The organism is Pseudoalteromonas sp. ESRF-bin5, assembly GCF_002632075.1.
GTDB lineage: Bacteria > Pseudomonadota > Gammaproteobacteria > Enterobacterales > Alteromonadaceae > Pseudoalteromonas > Pseudoalteromonas marina.
The window spans coordinates 1-19898 of record NZ_NTLW01000182.1 but is presented as its reverse complement, the minus strand read 5'-3'; the positions used below and the strand labels follow the sequence as shown (position 1 = coordinate 19898).

Annotated in this window: 15 protein-coding genes and 1 pseudogene; 6 read left to right on the top strand and 10 right to left on the bottom strand. The window is 40.0% G+C overall.

Features of this window, described 5'->3' with window-relative positions; translation table 11 throughout:
• From BCG07_RS11090 to yegD, 5 genes and pseudogenes are all read left to right on the top strand, one after another.
• A pseudogene (locus BCG07_RS11090) lies at window positions 1-411 on the top strand (TonB-dependent receptor); the annotation flags it as partial.
• A 114-nt stretch (window positions 412-525) separates the two neighbouring features.
• Complete coding sequence (locus BCG07_RS11085; protein ID WP_006791428.1) at window positions 526-825, top strand: hypothetical protein; 300 nt, start codon at window positions 526-528, stop codon at window positions 823-825.
• 62 nt (window positions 826-887) lie between these two features.
• Window positions 888-1544 carry an HAD family hydrolase gene (locus tag BCG07_RS11080; protein ID WP_286890154.1) on the top strand — a complete coding sequence of 219 codons (657 nt, stop codon included), beginning with the start codon at window positions 888-890 and terminating at the stop codon, window positions 1542-1544.
• 33 nt (window positions 1545-1577) lie between these two features.
• Window positions 1578-2420, top strand: coding sequence for a DNA ligase (locus BCG07_RS11075; protein ID WP_277053479.1), 843 nt, complete (start codon window positions 1578-1580; stop codon window positions 2418-2420).
• 63 nt (window positions 2421-2483) lie between these two features.
• Window positions 2484-3848 carry a molecular chaperone gene (yegD, locus tag BCG07_RS11070; RefSeq protein ID WP_286890153.1) on the top strand — a complete coding sequence of 455 codons (1365 nt, stop codon included), beginning with the start codon at window positions 2484-2486 and terminating at the stop codon, window positions 3846-3848.
• A gap of 10 nt (window positions 3849-3858) precedes the next feature.
• On the opposite strand, the gene BCG07_RS11065 is transcribed toward yegD, so the two are convergent.
• From BCG07_RS11065 to BCG07_RS11055, 3 genes are all read right to left on the bottom strand, one after another.
• Window positions 3859-4323 carry a methylglyoxal synthase gene (locus BCG07_RS11065; RefSeq protein ID WP_006791424.1) on the bottom strand — a complete coding sequence of 155 codons (465 nt, stop codon included), beginning with the start codon at window positions 4321-4323 and terminating at the stop codon, window positions 3859-3861.
• A 63-nt stretch (window positions 4324-4386) separates the two neighbouring features.
• Complete coding sequence (locus BCG07_RS11060; protein ID WP_286890158.1) at window positions 4387-5031, bottom strand: LysE family translocator; 645 nt, start codon at window positions 5029-5031, stop codon at window positions 4387-4389.
• Between the two features lie 211 nt (window positions 5032-5242).
• A complete protein-coding gene (locus tag BCG07_RS11055) occupies window positions 5243-6418 on the bottom strand; it encodes a multidrug effflux MFS transporter (RefSeq protein ID WP_286890152.1) in 1176 nt (391 codons plus the stop codon).
• Window positions 6419-6600: 182 nt separating this feature from the next.
• Between BCG07_RS11055 and BCG07_RS11050 the strand changes: the two genes are divergently transcribed.
• A complete protein-coding gene (locus BCG07_RS11050; protein ID WP_006791419.1) occupies window positions 6601-7074 on the top strand; it encodes a hotdog fold domain-containing protein in 474 nt (157 codons plus the stop codon).
• A 1-nt stretch (window position 7075) separates the two neighbouring features.
• On the opposite strand, the gene BCG07_RS11045 is transcribed toward BCG07_RS11050, so the two are convergent.
• From BCG07_RS11045 to BCG07_RS11015, 7 genes are all read right to left on the bottom strand, one after another.
• The gene (locus BCG07_RS11045; protein WP_286890151.1) at window positions 7076-7552 is read right to left on the bottom strand and encodes a bactofilin family protein; all 477 of its coding nucleotides are present in this window, start codon (window positions 7550-7552) and stop codon (window positions 7076-7078) included.
• Entirely contained in the window at window positions 7542-8702 is a 1161-nt protein-coding gene (locus tag BCG07_RS11040; RefSeq protein WP_286890149.1) for a peptidoglycan DD-metalloendopeptidase family protein, read from the bottom strand. The genes BCG07_RS11045 and BCG07_RS11040 overlap by 11 nt, the downstream gene beginning before the upstream one ends.
• A 142-nt stretch (window positions 8703-8844) precedes the next feature.
• Window positions 8845-10158: a fumarylacetoacetase gene (gene fahA, locus BCG07_RS11035; protein ID WP_286890148.1), complete on the bottom strand. Its 1314-nt coding sequence runs from the start codon at window positions 10156-10158 to the stop codon at window positions 8845-8847.
• 135 nt (window positions 10159-10293) lie between these two features.
• Complete coding sequence (gene hppD, locus BCG07_RS11030; RefSeq protein WP_006791414.1) at window positions 10294-11340, bottom strand: 4-hydroxyphenylpyruvate dioxygenase; 1047 nt, start codon at window positions 11338-11340, stop codon at window positions 10294-10296.
• A 305-nt stretch (window positions 11341-11645) separates the two neighbouring features.
• Window positions 11646-14399 (bottom strand): metallophosphoesterase, encoded by a 2754-nt coding sequence (locus BCG07_RS11025; protein ID WP_286890147.1) that lies wholly within the window; start codon window positions 14397-14399, stop codon window positions 11646-11648.
• Between the two features lie 175 nt (window positions 14400-14574).
• Window positions 14575-16059, bottom strand: coding sequence for a peptide MFS transporter (locus BCG07_RS11020; RefSeq protein ID WP_243531290.1), 1485 nt, complete (start codon window positions 16057-16059; stop codon window positions 14575-14577).
• Between the two features lie 248 nt (window positions 16060-16307).
• On the bottom strand, window positions 16308-19898 hold a 3591-nt coding region (locus BCG07_RS11015; protein WP_286890146.1), incomplete at its 5' end, for a cellulose synthase subunit BcsC-related outer membrane protein.

Here is a 19898-nt window from a genome sequence, read left to right as displayed (position 1 = left end):
GTGACAGATCCAACTTTCCAAGTTGCAGGTCCTTTTGGTCCAGAAGCTCGTGCAATTTTAGACGGTAACAGCTTACCGCATGCACCAGAGTGGATCTCTAACTTTACGCTTCGTTACACTAAAGAGCTTGAAGATGGTGATTTCTTTGCAAATGGTGACATTTCTTACCGCAGCAAAATCAACATGTTCTTATATGAATCTGTAGAGTTTGAAGGCAAGCCTTTAACTGAAGTTGGTCTTCGTGCAGGTTACAGATGGGCACAAGGTGACTACGAATACGAAGTTGCTGGTTTTGTTCGTAACTTATTTGATGAGCAACAAGCAATAGGCGCTATCGACTTTAACAATAACACGGGTATTGTTAATGAAGAGCGTTATGTTGGTGCTGAATTTAAAGTGAAATTTTTCTAATTAATAGATTAGAAATTTACATTTAAAAGCCTGCATTGTGCAGGCTTTTTATTTTGTGATCCCTTTTAGAGCTGTTAAAGTAGCGCATAATTGGTTTATTGATAGAGAAATATAATGGCTGGATTTTGGAATTACCGTGTAATTTTTTGTGAAGCAACAAAAGATGAAGCGGCGCAATATCAAATACACGAAGTAGAATATAACCTAAATGGTAAAGTAACTAACTGGTCAGAAACAGGCGCAGCACCGTTTGGTACAACGCTTGATGAATTAAAAGATGACTCGGAGCGCTTAAAAACTGCTTTTGAAAAACCTGTGCTTAAGGTGGTTCGTAAAGCCCGTGGTTATGAGTTAGTTGATATTGAAACCGGTGAAGAAGCTTTTGGTGAGCCGCCGGCGGGTTTAACGCAGTAATAATAAAAAACAAAAAAGGTGCTCTAGCACCTTTTTTTAGCACTTTAATTTAAGGAGAGATCATGAGCTTACAGGCCGTTTTATTTGATATGGATGGCACGTTAGTCGATTCAGAAGCGATGCATTTTGTATGTTGGAGCACATTGTTAGCGCCATTTGAGGTAAGTTATTTAGAAGATGAATTTTGTCAGCGGTTTTCAGGGCGTCCTACACTAGAAGCGGCAATTGAAATTAAAAGTGAGAATAATTTATCAGTCAGTGCTGAGTTTTTAGCTGCTGAAAAATATCGATTATTTGGTGAATACGTCAAAACGAACTTACCACCGCTTATGCCATATGTAGAACAAACGCTAAAAGCGGTTAAAAATAGTGGCTTAAAAATGGCGCTTGTCACCGGTAGTGCAACAAGCGAAGCTATGCCAATTCTAAAAGGGTTAGGGTTTTATGAGCTGTTTGACACACTTGTTACTAAAGACGATGTAATTAACCCCAAGCCTGCAGGCGACCCGTATTTACTCGCTTTAAAGCAAATAAACGTAAAGCCAGAAAATGCGATAGCCGTAGAAGATACATTTACAGGCGTAAGCGCCGCAAATAATGCGAGTTTAAGGGTGGTTGCTATTGCTAATAGCCACACCAAAGATCATGACTTTAGCAAAGCGACCTATTGCATGGGTAACCTTGATGAGTTTTGGCAATGGGTGCAATCTCAACTATAGTTTAAGTCACTATTACCTAGCTTGGATGCGCTAATGATTGCTATAAAATGGATGTTATTTATTACGGTTATTTTGTTTAGCTGCTCGGCTTATACTTCTCAGCCTTCTGTATTATTAGCCAAAGTGTATGATGAAGAAAAGCACAATGATATTAGTGCCTATTTAGTCAGCGAAAAATTTGACGGTGTAAGAGCCATATGGACGGGCACACAGCTTGTTACTCGCAAAGGGAATATAATTAATGCACCACATTGGTTTACTGCATCCCTGCCCAATACGTGGTTAGATGGCGAGCTTTGGACTAAACGAGAGCACTTTGCTGCATTAAGCGGTATAGTAAGAACTAAAATCCCAAATAACAAAGACTGGCAAGCCGTCACTTACAAGATATTTGATATGCCAGATAAAACCTTAGCTTTTAGCGAGCGTTATAAAAATTATTCCCAACTTGTTACACACATTAATCAGCCCCACATTAAAGCAGTTAAGCAGGTTCAATTTAAAGATAACAAACAGCTCTCTGATTACTTCAATAGCATAACGGCACAGGGTGCAGAAGGCGTTATACTGCACCTAGCTGATGCAAAACATAAAAGTGGACGAAGTGGTGCTTTGTTAAAGTTAAAGCCTTACCTTGATGCTGAGGCGGTTGTCATTGCTCATTTGCCGGGTAAAGGGAAATACACGGGGATGCTTGGTGCGCTGCGCGTTAAGTCAGCCTCTGGGCAGCTATTTTCAATTGGTACAGGATTTAGCGATGCACAACGTCAAAACCCACCGGCCATTGGTAGCACTGTTACCTATCGTTTTCATGGGTTGACTAAAAATGGCCTTCCTCGCTTTGCTAGCTTTTTAAGAGTGCGAGAAAGCATATAGCAATTTAAAAGTGATCTTAAATATGCTAAATTGCGCGGCCTTTTTGGTAATGTGTGGTGGTATATGTTTGTAGGTTTTGATTACGGTAGTTCAAATTGTGCTATGGGTGTAATGAACAATAATAATGTTCAGTTAGTGCCTTTAGAGCAAGGCAAGCATTACTTACCTTCTACACTTTATACGCATCACAGTGCTTTGGTGGTTGATTTTGTTGCTAAGCATTTGAAAGGAACCGCGCATGAACAAGATTTTAAATCTCAGCGCCAAGCCCTTTTAAACTCACTGCCTCGAATTAAATCAGACCTTGATTTACAACCTTCAGATGAGACCTTATTTATTGGTCGTGAAGCAATTAGTGAATACGTTCAATTTCCTGAAGAAGGATACTTTGTTAAGTCACCCAAATCGTTTTTTGGTGCAACCGGTTTAAAGCAAGGCCAAATTAACTTTTTTGAAGACATTGCAACGGCAATGATTTTAAAAATAAAACAACGCGCAGAGCAGTCTTTAGAAAAAGTACTTACTCAAACTGTTATTGGCCGCCCTGTAAACTTTCAGGCGGTAGGCGGTGAACAGTCGAACCAGCAAGCTGTGGGTATTTTAGAGCGAGCTGCAAAACGTGCTGGCTTTAAAGACGTTAATTTTTTATACGAACCGCTAGCAGCAGGTATCGATTACGAAAGTGATTTAACACACGATCAGAAAGTGTTGGTTATAGATATTGGTGGGGGGACCAGTGATTGTTCGTTTGTGCAAATGGGTCCAAGTTTTAGAGGAAATAGTCAGCGCGATAACGACTTTTTAGCTCACAGCGGTAAACGTGTTGGCGGAAACGATTTAGATATTGCATTGAGCTTTCATGGGTTAATGCCCTTATTAGGGCTTGGCAGTACATTTAAATCGGGATTACCTTTGCCAAATCAGCCGTTTTGGCAGGCATGTAAAATTAACGATGTTAATTTGCAAAGCCAATTTTACAGTGAAAGTCAGGCGCGTGAACTTAATGCACAGTTGCGAGATGTAAGTGCACCAGACCTTTATAAACGCTTAATTCACTTACAACAAAATAAGCAAGGGCATCAACTTGTTCAACAAGGTGAAGCCGCAAAAATAGCCCTTTCGTCAACACATGACTTTAACTGTGACTTGCGCTTTTTAGATACAGAACTTAGTAAAAACTTATCTGTTCATGATTTATCGCTAGCTGTAGAAAGTAGTATTAGCCAAATAGTCACTTTGGCAAAACAAGCAATAAGCGATGCACAAACAACACCAGACGTTATTTATTTAACGGGGGGCAGTGCGCAGTCTCCACTAATCAAAGCAGCACTTAGCAAGCACTTAGGTGATATTAATATGGTTAATGGTGACCATTTTGGTAGCGTAACTGCTGGCCTGACTAAATGGGCCAGCATGCTTTATAAGTAACTTAAAAGGCTTATAGACTTATTTGTCGGGTTGCGAGGTATTTTTCGTAATCTGGCAAGGTACGCTCAAGCTCGTTTTCCATTAAAGGAGAGCTTAACAGCATATCAGCACTTACCTCGTTACACGCTACAGGAATATTCCACACTGCCGCTAAGCGTAGTAATGCTTTTACATCAGGGTCATGAGGCTGAGAAGCTAAAGGGTCCCAAAAAAATATTAAAACATGAATTTCATGCTCTGCTATTTTGGCGCCCAGTTGTTGGTCGCCACCCATTGGGCCACTTAAAAGCTGAACAACATCAAGCCCTGTACTTTTTTGAATTAAATGCCCCGTTGTACCTGTGCCGTATAAGGTGTGTTTGCTCAGTGTGTTTTTATGTTTGTCGCACCACAGCTTTAGTGCGGCTTTTTTGCCATCGTGAGCAACAAGGGCAATATTTTTTTTTGCAGGGAGAGATTGCGTTTTTTGTTCCATATTAATTCTTTTTATTTGTGCCTAAATGCTCATAGTTACACCAACTGTTAGCATTTAGGAAAGTTATAATAGTAGATTAATAGCGAGGGCAATAAATATTATTCCCGTTACTCTATCAATCCAAAGTTGACTATTTGGATGCTGCCTAAAAAACTGTGCGATCTTGTCGCCAAAATAAATATACGTGCAGTCTATTGGAAAAGCAAAAATAGGGTATAGCAGGCCAAAAAATGCGAGCTGAAAAGTTGCTGATGATAAGCTCGGGTCGACAAACTGTGGAATAAATGCAATAAAAAATAAAGCGACCTTAGGGTTAAGTACCTCGGTCATCATGGCTTGAAACATCACATTAGACTTTTTAGCAGTGCTTACGTGTGGCTTATCTTCACTTTGTGTTTGTGTGGAAGTAGCTGTGTTTTTTAGCGTGCTTTTTATCATCATAAAGCCCAAATAACACAAATAAGCTGCACCTGTATATTGAACAGCACTATAGGCAGCGGGTGATGCTTTTAAAATAGCACTTAAGCCTATTACGGCAAAAAAGGTATGCACAACACCACCTAATGCAAAACCAAACGCACTTTGCATACCCGCAGTACGGCCATTTGCAAATGTTTGTGCCATTAAAAACGCATTCGAAGGGCCTGGGGCAACCGCCATTAAAAAACTAGCAATTAAAAAAGAGAAGAGAAAATCAGGGTTGATCATCATATACATGAATTAATTAAAGATAGTTGATGATACCAATCGTAATGATAAATAAAAAGCAGTCTATGGCTTACTGTATCACCGATATAGAGCTTGATTGACCTCTCACTACACAAGTTTCACTTGCTGCTTTTTAAGCGTCGTTTTTAAAGGGAGCGTGGGGAAAATAAGCCGTATTTTCCCATTAATAGTTTGTGTTTAATAAGGTGAATTATGAAAACTGCGCTTTGCGAAACAATAAATAGCTAAAAGGGACCAATAATAAAAAGTGGACGCCAATTAATATAGGGGTCTGCAACTGTAAAAATTGAGTAATAAATACCAGCAAACTTGCACCACTCATTTGCATTGCACCAAGCAACGCTGAAGCTGTGCCCGCTTGTTTAGGAAACAAGCTTAATGCTCTACCTGCTGCAGAACCAAGAGTTAGCGCAAAACCAAATGCAGCCACAAACATGGGGATCATTAACGCCAAAGCTGATTTATATTGGCTAAACAGGAGCATAAGTAATCCCGAGCCAACCAATAGCAGTAACCCTATTTTTAAAGCGCGTTTGGGGTGGCGTTTAATGTACAGTGGCATAATAAAACTGGCAATAATGCTTAAAACGGCATTAAGTGAAAACCAAAATGTAAAATTAGCTACGCTTCCGCCAAGCTCAGTAATTATCCAGCCAGGTGCTAGGGTGACAAACACTAAAATAACCGACATAGTAACCATGCAAAGCAAGCTATTAAATAAAAATAGTGGCGTTGAAATAATAGGTATAAAGCGTCTTAAATCGAGAATATGCCCCTGATAAACGCTATCGGCTGGTCGTGTTTCTCTAAAGAAGAAAAACGTAACAATAAAGCCTAACAATGCAAACCCAGTTAAAAATAAGAAGTTCATTTCCCAGCCAAACTTAACAGTTAACCAAGCACCTAAAATGGGCGCTAACGCAGGAATAAAGCACACAATGCCATTTAAGTAAGTAATAATTTGGCCGCTACGTTCGCTACCAAATTTGTCTCTTACAATAGCGAAAGCGACAACAAATGTGGCGCATGCACCTAACCCTTGTAATGCTCGAGCAGAAAGTAATACTTCAAACGAAGGGGCACAGTAAGCAAGTAACGCAGAGCCTGCATATAAGCTAATACCCACTAATGCGACAGGCTTTCGGCCAAATCTATCTGCTAATGGCCCTGCAATTAATTGACCTAGTCCAACGGTTAACATAAAAATGGCAACAGTTTGCTGCACTTGTTGCTCAGTCACCAAAAATTGCTCTGCTATGGTAGGAAAAGCGGGCAGATAAATATCAATAGCCATAGGGCAAAAAATAACGAGCAACGCTAAGATAAGTAATAAAGTTAGATTAGGTTTTGCGGGCTGTGTATGCATTGAGTCTCCTTTTTCGCGTATTTTAGGGGGGCACTCGTAAAAAAGAAAGGGCTTTTGGCCTATGCATACGTCGTCATTCGTATTTTTTGTTAAACACATAATAAAAGCAGTAATTAAAACGGCTTTTTTAAACTGGTCTGATGTGTTAGCGTTAATAAAGTAACTGTAACTGGATAATAAAAATGGCAAATCAATCACCACTAGTTAAAACGTGGCATAAATTTAAAAACTTACCCTTTGGCAATTGGCTTTTTACTAAAGCTGTTTGTTTTAAAGCACCTTACTTTGGCTCAATGAAGCCGTATGTATTAGACCTGCGAGAAGGGCACTGTAGTGCTGTTGTTAAAAATCGTCGTAGTGTTCATAACCATATTGGAACCATTCATGCAATTGCGCAGTGTAATTTGGCTGAGTTATGTGCAGGGGTGATGGTTGACGCGACTGTACCGGTAAAAACCCATCGTTGGATACCCAAGGGAATGACCGTACAATATTTGGCAAAGGTTGATACAGACGTTACCGCTATTGCTGAAATTGATTTACCACGCCAGTGGATTGATAAAGAAGATTTAGTAGTACCAGTAAAGCTTTATAATACCCGCAACGAACTCGTGTTCACTGCAGATATTACAATGTATATTACTGAGAAAAAATAGCCTACCGCTCGCTTTTATCCGTGGCTTGTTTATTTACAAACGACAAGCCGCTGTCATCTTCTTCAATCAGTGTTTTAACTTCATTTTCAATTGGTTCAGCAGTTAACTCTACCGTCTCTTTTTCAGTGCGTTGCTTTAAGTTGCCTTCAATTATAGCGCCAGCATCTATACTCAATGAATCATGAAATACGTCGCCATGGACGTGAGCACCACTTTGTATTTTTACTTCGCTTGCATTGATAGAGCCAATAACAGTGCCTTTAACAACAATGCCTACTGCTTCAACAATTCCTTCAACTACACCGGAGGAGCCAATAACTAATTGCTCGGCTTTTATGTCGCCATCTATGCGTCCATCAAGTTGAACCTCGCCTTGGCTTATTAAAGTGCCAGTAAGGCGCACATCTTCAGAAATAATAGAGGGGGTATGATTAACCTTTCTTAGGTTAGTACTTGTTGATTTTTTTCTACCGAACACGAGAAAGCGCCTTTGTTATTTTTAGAGGATTGACTTGTTCGCCATTAACCAATACTTCGTAGTGTAAATGAGTGCTAGTACTTCTACCAGTGCTCCCCATTAAACCAATTACATCATGCTTGGCAATGTGCTGGCCTTTTTTTACTTTTATTTTATTTAAATGGCCAAAGCGAGTTACTAAGCCATTTTTGTGTTCAAGTTCAATAAAGTTACCATATCCGCCATTACGCCCTGCACGAAGAACTACAGCGTCGGCCGGAGCAAAAATTTCGGTTTTGTGCCAACCCGCTAAGTCTACGCCTTTGTGAAATGCTCGGCGGTTATTCATTGGGTCTTTACGTAAGCCAAAGCTACTTGAAATATAATATTTTGCAGCGGGTAAGGGCAGGGTGTTAGGTAATTCAGTTAATAAATTTTCTAGATTATTTAACGCGACTAACTTATCAACTATAGCCAAAAAATGACCGGGTATATTTGTTTCATCGAATACATCAAAAGGGCCACCTTGAGCAATATGCAAAGAGTTAATTGCTAGGTGTTTTTCCAATGCGGCATCAAGGCCTGCGCCTTTAAGCATGGCTAAAATAGCGTTATGTCGTTCGTTTATTTTTTTGTCTAGGTAATTAAAGCTTTGTTCGTATTGCTCATTTAAATGTGCCAAACGTGTTTCAAAACTAATAGGCTTACCTAAATTAACTTGCTTAGCATTTGGGTCTTCATCTACTAAAGGTTCATGAAATTCGTTTTTATTTTCGTTAATAGGTGACTCAAGCTCTTCACCTAACTGAATAACGTCTTGGCTAATTGAAGCAGGTAAAGATTCGATCATACTTTGAAGTAGCGCTTGTTTTTGTTCAAGAGTTACTAGCTGTTTGAGTTGCTGTTCGTGAAGACGTTGTTGCTCGCTAACTTTTTGTTCCCATAGTGCTTGTTTGTTAAGCTGATTTTTTTCTATGTCAGAGATATGGTTAGTTTGTGTATATACACGAAAGCTAGAAATGCTCACCCATACAAGTGTTGCTAAAATAAGCACTATTGCAAAAAGTTGTAACCAAGGCGCTAAAACAACATGCTTAACCTCGCCATTTTGACGAATAAGGAGTTGGCGAGCTGGAAAAAGTTTTTTGTAAGACTTTATAAATACTGACATGGCATATAAACACTGGCTACTAACCGGAATAATGTATCAATCTGAGCTTAAAAAGCCAGAAAAAAATTGTAACTGTTCAAAAATTAATAAAAAAGGGCTGCTTTTAAGAGCAGCCCTTTCATTTAAGTATGTTTGATTGAGATTATTTTGCGGCTAAAACCGTGCTTTCAACTGAACCAAAACCAATACGCGCAAAGCCTTCTTTTTCACACCAGCCGCGCATAATAACGTTATCGCCATCTTCTAAAAAGCTGCGTTGTTCGCCATTGCTTAGCGTTATTTTTTCTTTACCGCCACGAGAAAGCTCAAGTAAAGAACCCGCTTCTTCATGTGTTGGGCCCGATTGCGTACCCGAACCCAGCATATCACCCGGCATAAAGTTACACCCGTTAACTGTGTGGTGAGTTACCATTTGAGCTACAGTCCAGTAAGAGTGCTTAAAGCTAGAGGTAGATACGCGGGTAGGAGAGTGCCCTTCGCTACGCATCTTTTCGGTTTGAATTTTTACATCCATTTGAATATCAAATGCACCTTGCTCGCGATTAGCGGCAGACTCTAGATATTCCATAGGTTGAGGATCGTTTTCATCACGCGTCCAACTTGTTCTGTACGGTGCAAGTGCTTCTGTTGTAACAATCCAAGGAGACACTGTTGATGCAAAGTTTTTCGCTAAAAACGGACCTAATGGTTGGTATTCCCAAGCTTGTAAGTCACGGGCCGACCAGTCGTTAAACACACAAAAGCCAAATACATGGTTTTCTGCATTATCGATTGCAATTGCATCGCCAAGCGCATTTCCTTTACCTAAGTAAATGCCAAGCTCTAGCTCGTAATCAAGGCGTTTACATGGACCAAACGAGGGCACATCAGCATCAGGTGCTTTAGTTTGTCCTTTAGGACGGTGAAATGTTTGCCCAGACACATCAATAGATGAAGAACGGCCATGGTAACCAATTGGTACCCATTTATAGTTTGGTAATAATGGGTTATCAGGGCGAAATAAACTACCTACTGCTGTTGCATGATAAATAGAAGTATAAAAATCGGTGTAGTCACCAATACGACATGGTAATGAAAATTCAATTTCAGCTTGCGATATTAATACGCTCGCAATATCTTTTTGACAATCAGCGCCTTCGCGTAATGCTTTTGAAAGGGCTAAACGAAGTGCTGACCAATATTGCTGCCCTAAACCCATAAATGTATTTAGCGTTGACTCGCTCGCTGCATCGAGTGCTGTTTTAGCGTCGCCTGTAAATACATTTAGCTCATTTAGTTTTGCAAGGTCTATGACCTGATCACCTATCGCAACACCGCCACGAAATACTTCGTTAGTGCCTTTGCGACGAAACTCGGCAAATGGTAAGTTTTGAATAGGGAAGTCGCAATTGGCGACATTCGCTGACTCTACCCAGCTTGTTAAATTAATATCATGGGTTTCGTTAATTAGGCTCATTACATTTCCTTTGGTTTAACTGTATGGCAACAATGTAGTATTTATTTAAGCATACTTGCACTTTAAGCCATACATTTTAAATATTAAAACGACAAAAAGCAGCGAAGGTCGCTGCTTTTAATTTACTCAAAAAGATTATAAAACGCCGCGGCGCTCTTGATCGCGTTCAATTGATTCAAATAACGCTTGGAAATTACCTTCACCAAAACCGCCATCATCAACGCGTTGAATCATCTCTATAAAAATTGGGCCAAATAAGTTTTTAGAGAAAATTTGTAGTAGGTAACAATTTTCGCTTTGGCTATCAACCAGTATTTGGTGTTCGCGAATTTTGTCTTTGTCTTCTTTTACCCACGGCACACGGTCGAAAATGGTGTCGTAGTATTCAGGAATAATATCGAGCGTTGCAATAGTTGATTTATCTAGCTTGTCTAGCGAGCTAACTAAATCATCAGTTAAAAATGCTAAATGTTGAACGCCTGGGCCATTGTATTCACCTAAGTATTCGTCAATTTGGTTGTTGTCGTTGCCTTTACCTTCATTGATTGGAATTGAGAAGGTGCCACATGGAGATTTAAGCGCATATGAAATTAGCGCCGTTTTTTGACCTTTAATGTCAAAGTAACGTACTTCTGTAAAACCAAACACATCTTTATAAAAGTTTGCCCATGTTTCCATTGTGCCTTTATAAACATTATTAGTTAGGTGATCGATACGCTTAAAGCCTTTGTCTTCAACAACCGTTTGCGTTGCTAAATCTTCAAAGTCACTTTCATAAATGGTGCCTTTATCGCCAAATTGGTCAATAAAGTAAATTAGGCTGTCGCCAATACCGTAAATTGCAGGGTAAGGAAGGTTTTTGTGTGTAGAGTCTGTTGCTGGTTTTGCACCGCGCTCTACAGCTGTTTCAAATGCTTTTTGTGCGTCTTCTACACGCCACCCCATTGAACAAATTGCTGGACCATGGCTTTTAGCAAATTCAGCAGAAAAACCTTCACGCTCGTTGTTCAGTAAAAAGTGAATGTCGTTTTGGTTGTAATAAACAATGTCTTTACCTTTAAACTTTTTAAGCTTTGAAAAGCCAAAGTCAGTAAATACTTTATCCATGTAATCTGCATCAGGTGTGGCGTATTCAGTAAACTCAATACCGACTAAACCTAAATAGTTAGTTACTTCACTCATTTTAATTACTCCCACAATTTAAGCACTGTGATTATTTGTTGTTGTGTTAATGCCAAGATAATTAACCAGAATTAGATTTAGGGGAAGAGCAGCCAGGTATTTAGTAATTGAGTGGTGTGTAAATTTTATAGGACGCTTGTGGCCAAGTTGTTTTGAGTCAATACAGTAGAAAATTTTTACGTTGTAAAAGTAAGCAGTTTTAGTGGCTGTTTTTTGATTAAGCTTATGAATTATAGTAATAAAAAAGAGAGTTTAAGTAGCTAAACTCTCTTTTTTGAAGTGGTATGAAATAGGGTTAAGTGTAATTAATTGTTTACATTTTTGGCGTGTTCACCAAAAAACTTGCTACGCTGTTGTAACCATAAGTTTGGTTTTATTTCAGGCGCAGCTTGGTAATGGCGTTCAATGGTTTGATTAAGTACGCGTGTTGCTTGCTCATAAGTGAGTTTTTGCTGCGCATTACCTAAGCTTTTTATTTCGTCGCGGCTCATTGCACGGCCGGCATAAAGCATGGCATTTAAGTAGCCAGGCTCGGTTTCAAAGTTGTCATCATTAAACAGCAGCACTGCGTCTTTGAGTGCCCAGCGGTTGTTTATTTCTCCATCTTCCTTTACACCCACTAGTTCGCCATCTATGTACACTTCAAATACGCCATTGGTAGGTGCAGTATAAAATACTAAAGCGACACGATGCCAAGAGTCTGGTTGTGTATTGCCAAAATAGCCGCTGTCGCTGGTTGATTTACCATAACCACCACTTGGGTCAATAAATATGTCGGCATCGTCGGTTAAGTAGTTAACGGTATCCGCTTGAACAACCGCACGGTAAATATCTTGGCCTTCTGCTGGCCAGTATAAATCCATTACAAGTGTGTAGTCTGAAACCATGCCATCAGCGGCATAATCGCCGTTAGCGGGTGTGTTTAAGTTAATATGTAGGCCTTCGGTTGGTGCATGCCTTGAAAATGCCATTACACCTGACGGCCCATCACTCAAATCACTAATGCCGAGTTCGGTAGTGGTTTTATATTGAGTTTCTTCTGGGCCCCAGTCTTTTTCTTCAGGATCGAAGTAACTGAGTACTGAAGGTCCAAAATCTGCTGTAAGTGGGCTTGCTGTATTATCAAAATTCCATACCGTTATGTTTTCTTCGTTTGTACATGAAAACAGTTGATTGTTGGTATCTAGGTATAAGCACTGGCTTGTTCTAAATCGGGCGTACTGATCTAGTAACCACCATGCTTCGGCAATGGGTTCTACGTTTGAAAATGTAACACCATTAAAAAATAATTCAGGGTTAAGCGCTGCGCCTTTAAATAAAGCGACATCATAATTGCTGGTTGCTTGAATGTTTTCGGGTGTGAGTAAAAACCAGTCAGGTTGGCTTGCATACATAGATGTTAAGTCTGTACCTGTTACTGTCACTTTATATATTGCGTTAAAACCGGGTGTATTTGAAGGCTGTCTTTCTACGTAAAATGCTTCGTGAAAATCTTCTTGTGTGAGCGTGCCGGGTGTCCAACGCTTTTGAACCAGTTCGGGGTTTAAAAGTGCAGCTGTGATTGAGCTTTCGTGTTGCGCGGCTAATGCTGTTATTTCAGCTAACTCAATTGCACTAGGGTAGTTTTCTGAAATAGCTATTTCGGTTTGTGCATCAGGCGCGTAACGGCCCATAATTTCATCTATGGCTTGCTTTGTCGGTTCATCACGTTCAGTGATGGTTTCAGTGGCAATCGTTTGATAGTTCACAACAGGTGCTGTTTTATCAGCTAAATTAAACTCAAGTGTTAAGTCGGTTATCCCTTTTGCATAAAAGTCAGGTTGAATAACAATGGCGCCATTTTCTAGTGTATCAAAGCTTTCGCCGCCATGGGTATGGCCCCCTAATACTAAATCAATACCTGCAACCTCAGTTGCCATATCTGTATCTAGGCCTACTCCTAAATGGCTTAGCATTACCATGTAATCAACATCATCACGGTATTGGTCTACAATGCTTTGTGCAACTTGTTGCCACTCCCAGCTCATTTTAAATTGTTTTATAAAATCAGGAATTGGATCGTCTTGCTGTGGCTCATCTAATTCATTCCATGGCACCGACGTCATGCCAAATACACCTAAGGTGACACAGCCCACTTGCACTTTTGCAAAGCTCACAGCGGCAAAATCTTGAAGTTGCTCCCCTTCATAGCGAGTGTTACTTGCAAGCACAATCGCTTTATCATCTTGCGAATAGCTCAGTAGTTTTTCTGGTCCCCATGCATAGTCGTGGTTTCCCACAACACGAATGTCAAACTGCATCGCTTTAATGGCTTCTTCGGTTGCTGTACCTTGTGAAAGTTGCTCTGCTACCGTGCCTTTTTCATAATCGTCACCACCATTGGTAAATAGGGTGTGTGGTGTTTGGTTGGCGACTTGATTGTAATAGGCTTTAATACGGCTAAAGTATTGTTCCTCATACCCAAAACGAGCATGTAAGTCTGCTACATGAACAAAGCGTACCGATTGTGTTGTTGCGCTCGCTTCACATGTTGGACCAATATCGGCGAATGCTTCTTTACGCTGCATTTGAATTGCATAAGTGCCGACTTGATTCACTTGTGCACTGACATAATCATCGCTTACGGTTGAGTTAGTAATCGTTTCCCACCTATTTAGGCCTAACTGTCTGGCTATGAATAATTGCCCACCGAGTACATAGTCTTCAGGTATTTTTATTCTAATAGTAAAGGAGTCTGAAAATGAAATGTCAGGGTCGGGTATAAGGGTGTGTAAATCAGAGATAATGTTTAACTGTGCGTTGGCATCATCTAGTGTTGTTTTTTCGTAAGTGATTTCGCTATTTGATGAAGCTATATTTGCAGGGATAATTAATTCAAACCCGCCGTTATCTAGCGTTGAGTTTAACCCGTTAGCAGCAGTTAAAGGAAGTAGGGTTGGCTCGGGTTCAACAGGATCGTTTGGATTAACCGTTACTGCATCACTCGCACCACCGCATGCACTTAACATAAAGAGCAAAAATGGTATTGCAGCTATTTTTAATAACTTGTCCAATAACATATACAGCAGTCCTCGGGTGTCTAATTTAACAATTTATTAATGCATAATATCAGTTAAAAGTATGGGAGCATAGCTGTATAAAAATGCCCCCATAACAATTATGGGGGCATTTTTTATTTGTTACTACATTTAGAATATGCAGTAAATAATTATTAATACAAAAGGATTAACCGAATTAGGTCTCTAATCCTTGTTTTTCCCATATTTTCGCTTTAAAGCTCATAAGCACTAAAACAATACCTACACCAATGCTAAATAATGCAATTTGTAAGTATAGGGTAGGGATTTCTTGAACGTTATTAGGATCAAAGTTACCAGCAAGTAAACCTGCGATAATATTACCAATAGAGTAAGTTAAAACAAACACACCCATCATTTGACCCGTATAGCGACGCGGCGATAACTTGCTTACTGCACTTAATGCAACAGGGCTTAAACAAAGCTCACCCACTGTGTGTAAAAAGTACGTAGTAACCAACCAGTAAGGCGCTACTTTTAAGCCTTCTGCTGCATAATGTGCTGCCATAAACATGACTAAAAAGCCTGAGGCCATGATGATCAGGCCAAATGCACATTTTACGCTGTAAGTAGGCGATATCATTTTTTTAGATAGGTTTATCCAAAGCGCAGCAAAAAATGGCGATAAAACAATAATAAATAGTGAATTTAAAGATTGAAACCATGTAGTTGGAATTTCAAAAGTACCTATAAGTCGGTCGGTGTAATCGCGGGCAAATAGGTTTAATGAAGAACCTGCTTGCTCAAAACCAGACCAAAAACATGCAGAGGCAACACACACTAAAAATAGTGCCCACATTCTTTGTTTTTCTTCGCCTGTTAATTTACCTTTAAAATAAATAAGGCCAAAGTACACAAAGAATATAATAGTAAATGCAACAGCTGTATAACCGGCTACAACCGAAGGGTTTATAATGATAGCACCAGTCATAGCGGCTATGGTAACGCCCGCAACAACAGCCACAAATAATGCGATAGCACCCCATGTACGTGAAGTGCCTTTAGCGCTTAATGGATTAGCAGGTAAAGCGCTGTGCTCTGGTAAGTTATTAAGGGTAAGTTTGTATTGTACTAAACCAATGGCCATACCAACAGCTGCTGCACCAAATGCCCAGTGCCAACCTACGTTCTCCATAAAGTAACCACATACGTAGTAACCTATTAAAGAACCCATGTTAATACCCATGTAATAAATAGCGTAACCGCCATCACGACGCTCATCAGCATCGCTGTATAACTGGCCTACCATTGCACTGATATTTGGCTTGAGTAAGCCCGTACCTGTTGCAACAAAAATTAAACCAATAAAAAATGAATATTCATGTGGAACGGCCAAAATAATGTGGCCACACATAATGATAATACCACCGTACCAAACCGCTTTTTGGCCGCCAAATAACCTATCTGCTAACCAACCGCCAGGTAAGCCTAAAAAGTATACCGCACCTGTGTACAAACCATAAATTGCAGCCGCTGATGCAACCGTAAAGCCAAGGCCTTCTTGTTGTAAGCTTGCTGTCATGAATAATACGAGCATAGCTCGCATACCGTAATAACTCATTCGTTCCCACATTTCAGTGAAGAACAATGTCGAAAGTCCTTTAGGGTGGCCAAACCAGCCACTATCTGGAGCTGAACTCATATTTACTTCCTAACTTAAAGAATTGTTGTGATGGCCTTATAATTTTTTGCTTTAGCTAAGTTAGCCTGTTTATAAGGTTAAAGTGCTCGACCACCAGTATATTATTTGTATCTAAGATAATGATTTGCTGTATGGCTATAACACCACAAGGTAAGAGACACACCCTTATCCTAGCTACAATTGCGCACAAGTATACATATACCTCAAGGCGAGGGGAAGTACTGAGCGGTGTATCACCTTATGCTAAGTTAGAACTCAGCATAAGGGATAATAGGTGTACCCGGAAACTCAAGGGTCCCGTAGACAGGATTGAAGTAGTAACGGATATACAGTTGGCCAAAATTAGGTTCGTAAAAGTCAGAACGGTCAATAGCTAAATAACCACCAAAGAACCAATGTGGGGTTATTCTGTATTCAAAACTGCCTTCTAAATTGTACGATACGCCCGCACTGGTATCTGAATCAAAGGCAGGATCTACACCGGTTTCAAGTTGGCGAACAAAGGCTTCAGCTTGAAGGTCAGGATCATTAGGGAAAAAGTCGATGGCTTGCGTTTTAGTTTGTGAATACGACACGCCTGTTTTTACGCGGTATACAAAGTCATCACCCCATCGTGCATCGTAGGTCAAAGGAACCGATAACCCAATATAGTTCTGTGGGCTGTAGTAGCCGCCGTGGCCCCAGGTTTCTTCACTTAAATTAAATTTATAGGCCCAATGCAATAAACTTGCACCCACTGTAAATTCGCGGTCTTGATTACTTATCACACGATAATAGGTGCCGCCCATCAAGCGGTAGCGCTGGTTATCTTTTACGTTTTGACCTTTATATAATGTAAAGTCAGCACTAGACCAAAACCCCCAATTGCCGCCTAAATCATGAGAAACATTAGCGGTTAAACCAGTTGAGCGAACACCCCCCCAAATTTTACCAGTATTAACGTCTTCAAGACCAGCATAGGCGAGTACTGAGCTGGTTACTGGTCGTTTTTCTAACTCAAGGCTATAGCCAAAGTCACCAAAGTCGTCCGAATAGTTAACACCCCATACAATGTCTTCGATTAAAAAGCCCAGTGGTGTTGTACCAATATCTACGCGCCAGTTTTCGTTCTGCCAACCAATGCCAATATCAACGCCATCTTGCTCAGGACTTACTTCGTCAATACCACAGGTAAATATACACAAAGCGCCTTGACCGTATCGACTGCCAGCAAATTGCTCGTCAAATCGTGTTGTTTGCGCGCTAATACTTGTAGGATCTATTTTTACAAAGCCTTGCCCCTGCCAAAGCGGAAAGTACGCTTCAATAGGGACTAAACCAGCGCCCAATGTAGCCTCACTTTCAGTACTTACTTGTCCGCTAAAATTTACACCAACAGCAATGTAGGCTTGGTTTTTGTTTTGTTGGCTGAGTAGTTCTCGTTTGGCACCGTTTATATACCACTCGTCGTTTTCATTAATGCGCGAAAGTGATGCGTAGAGTTCTTTTTCATTTAGTTGACGATTAGGTGAAAGCGTTTGTGCGTACCACGTTTGTGCTTGCTCTGTTTCATTAAAATTAGCAGCAACTTGCGCGCCTAAATAACGAAGCTCTAAATCATTAGGTGCTTTTTGAATAAGTTGCTCGGCTAAGTAAAGGGCATCACCAGCGTAATTAAAATCGTTTAACGATTCCATAATTTGACGCTGAAAATAACTTTCTTGCGTTGTACTTTGTTCAATGGCGAGCTGTGTGACCTCTTTTGCTTGGAAATCATCCCCAAGTGCTCTATAGGCTTTGGATATTGCCATTAAAGCTTGAGGTTCAATTAACTGATTATTTTTTAGTTTTTGTTCGTATAAAATAATCGCTGATTGGTTTTGATCAAGTGCTAAGTTTGCATTTATTAGCGCAGTTGTTGTTGCTGATGAACTTGGGTATTTTTGATCAAGCTGATTTAGCTTCGCAATAAGATCACTGCCACTAAAATACTCAGAATAATAGGCATTTTGTAATTGCACAAACTGGTCTATTTCACCCTCAGAGGCATTTTCAGGAAGCCGATAACGATTGAACCAATCCGTAGTCTGAGCTTTATTACCCTGTGCTAAAAGCCATTCTCCATACAGCATATGCCAATAGGCTGATAATGAGGGGTCTTCAGCTAATGCGTCACGCATGAGTTTTAAAGCGTGGTTTTGTTCTTCTATGCTAAACCAGCTTCGTGCTAGCTCCGCTTTCATTGGTGGCGTTAAATTTTGTGCTTCTAACGCACTTAAGTGATAAATAGCAGCCGCTTTATTTTGAGAATTAATAAAACGTTCGCTTTGTGCTAAAGACTCATTAAGTTGTAACTGTTGTTCAAGAGATACAATGTCAGCATCGCGAGATTTAAATGGAATATACTGAAGCGTAGCAAGCGCACCTTGGTAATCGTCTAAAGCACGCAAAAACAGTGCATGGCTATACCTAAGCTGTGAATTTAGCGGAAATTGCCACAATACATTATTAAACAATGAGCGGGCTTTGTCGGTGAGTCCTTTTTGTTGATATATAAACGCTAAGTCGTAATATAACCAAGGCTCTTCTGGTGTTGCTTGAATAGCCTCTTTTAATATTTTTTCAGCCTCTTCTAATTCACCAGCTTCAGTTAGCTTTGTTGCCTTAGTTCTATACACGCTACTTAATGAGCTTAAATATGACGCTCTTAATATTTCTTTTTGTGAAAATGAAAGTCGATTAAAAAAAGAGGTGAGCGTTTTTTCACTTTGTTCAAGCTTTGCAATTTCAAGTAAGCCAAATAGGGCGCCTTCGTTTAACGGCTCGCTTTTAAGCACCACTTGGTAGGTAAGCGCAGCTTGTGAATATAGCCCTTGGGCAAATTGTAAGGTGCCACGATTTGCCAGTACGGTATTAGGTTCTTCTTCTAATGCGGCGGCTAAATCGAGTTTAAATTTGGCAACTCTAAATTCACTGCTGTCTATAGCGTCTCTTGCTTGGCGAATATACAGCCAAAACTTAGCTGTTTTAGCCATGCTTTTAAGGGTATTTCGCTCTGCAAAGTCGGCAGTGTATTTTTGTGCACGTGTAAAATAGTTATAGGCTTTACCATGCTCCCCTAATTGTAGGTAAAGTATGCCTAAGCTGTTCATTATTTCGCCGTCAGTAGGGCGGCCTTTTAATGCTTTTAATAGAAGAGGTTCTGCTGCATTTAACCTTTCTTGTTCGAGTAGCTTATTGCCTTTTAACCAAAGCTGATAAGCCGGGTCGGCTAATAATTTTTGGCGTGCTTTTAATTGCTTTTTAAAGTCTTGATACTGTAACTCTCCCTTATTACTAAACGGGTAAAGTATAAAGTATTGCTGAAATTGCTTGTCAGTATTACTGTTTATGGGCATGTTTTTTAGTGCAGAGAGCCAAATACCTTCAACTTCATCACTAAAACCCGATGTCGATCCATACTTACTTAAAATACGCATAGCTGCTTTATCGCGTGGGTTACGTCTTAGCAAATGTCTGGCATAAGCAACTTCTATAGTGCCTAGGTTGTCATAGCGTTTTAATAATTGCTTGTAACCATTTTTAACCCCTTGCCATTGAGCGCTGTCTTGTGCATACCAGCTTAAATGCTCAAGCTCAAAGTTTAAAGTAGGATAAACATCATTAAATATTTTATTGTAAATTTGACGTGCTTGTTCATATCTACCGGCACGAGCAAGCAGCTTTGCTTCTTGAATTACTGCCTTGTCTTTACCTTGAATACGAGACATAACCTTGAGTTTTTTTACGCAAGGTGTTTGTTGTGTTAGTTGGTTATCAAGCTTACTTAATAACAAGTTTGCCTGGTCTGTATTGCCATT